This window comes from Pseudomonas sp. NPDC098747 (genome assembly GCF_044760045.1).
GTDB lineage: Bacteria > Pseudomonadota > Gammaproteobacteria > Pseudomonadales > Pseudomonadaceae > Aquipseudomonas.
In genome coordinates this window covers 1-1,278 of the sequence record NZ_JBIWAL010000150.1, presented here as the reverse complement: position 1 = coordinate 1,278, position 1,278 = coordinate 1, and the positions used below count along the sequence as shown (strand labels likewise).

Below are 1,278 nucleotides of genomic sequence, written 5' to 3'. Positions count from 1 at the left end.
GTAATCATCGGCGGTGCGGTATTCGGTTACATCGCAGGTTTCGCGTTCTACTTCCCGAAAGCGTTCGGCTTCAAGCTGCACGAAGGTTGGGGTAAAGCAGCGTTCTGGTTCTGGATCTCGGGCTTCTTCGTCGCGTTCATGCCGCTCTATGCACTGGGCTTCATGGGCATGACCCGTCGTCTGAACGCCACCACCAACCCTGAGTGGGTACCGTACCTGTACGTTGCCATGTTCGGTGCGGTGATGATCGCTGTCGGTATCGCCTGCCAACTGATCCAGCTGTACGTCAGTGTGCGTGACCGCAACAAGCCAGAGAACATGTGCGAACACGGTGACCCGTGGAATGCACACACCCTGGAATGGTCGACCTCGTCGCCACCGCCGTTCTACAACTTCGCTGTGCTGCCTAAGGCTGACTGCATCGACCCGTTCACCGAAGCCAAGGAAGACGGTACCGCGTACCAGCGTCCGGCCAAGTACGAGCCGATCCACATGCCGAACAACACCGCCACTGGCGTTGTGATGGGCGCGCTGTTGACCGTCTTCGGTTTTGCCATGATCTGGCACATCTGGTGGCTGGCAATCGCGAGCCTGGTAGGCACTGTCGTCTACTTCGTGATCCACGCTGCACGTGACGATCAGGGCTATATGGTTCCGGTTGAAACGATCGAGCGCATCGAAGCCGAGCAGCACAAGCGTCTGGTCGCGGCAGGGAAAATCCCGGCCGGTGCCACCCGTGTTGAAACCTCGTTGGAACAGGCTTAAACCATGTCGAATTTAGTGACCAATGCTGGACACGCCCATGGTGAACATGGGCACGATGACCATCACCACGATTCGGGCGAGATGACCGTATACGGTTTCTGGCTCTACCTGATGACCGACTGCATTTTGTTTGCGTCGATCTTCGCGGTATACGCGGTACTGGTAAACAACGTTGCCGGTGGCCCGTCGGGCCACGACATCTTCGAACTGCCATACGTGCTGGGCGAAACCGCCCTGCTGTTGTTCAGTTCGATCACCTACGGCTTCGCCATGCTGGCGTTGTACAAAGGCAAGAAGCAGCAGGTTCTGGGTTGGTTGTTCATGACCTTCCTGCTCGGCGTCGGCTTCATCGCCATGGAGATCAACGAGTTCCACCTGCTGATCTCCGAGGGCTTCGGTCCTAGCCGTTCGGGCTTCCTGTCCGCGTTCTTCACCCTGGTCGGTACCCACGGTCTGCTCGTATCCGCAGGGCTGATCTGGATGGGCATCAGGATGTACCAGGTCTACAAGCAC

General features: G+C 57.7%; 2 protein-coding genes. Both read left to right on the top strand.

The genetic code is table 11. The annotated features are described in order from the left end of the window. A partial coding sequence (locus tag ACIQVE_RS29715) for a cbb3-type cytochrome c oxidase subunit I (protein WP_402815536.1) occupies positions 1-765 on the top strand: 765 nt, incomplete at its 5' end. Positions 766-768: 3 nt separating this feature from the next. After that, positions 769-1,278, top strand: a 510-nt coding sequence (locus tag ACIQVE_RS29710) for a cytochrome c oxidase subunit 3 (protein ID WP_402815534.1), incomplete at its 3' end; no start/stop codon positions are given.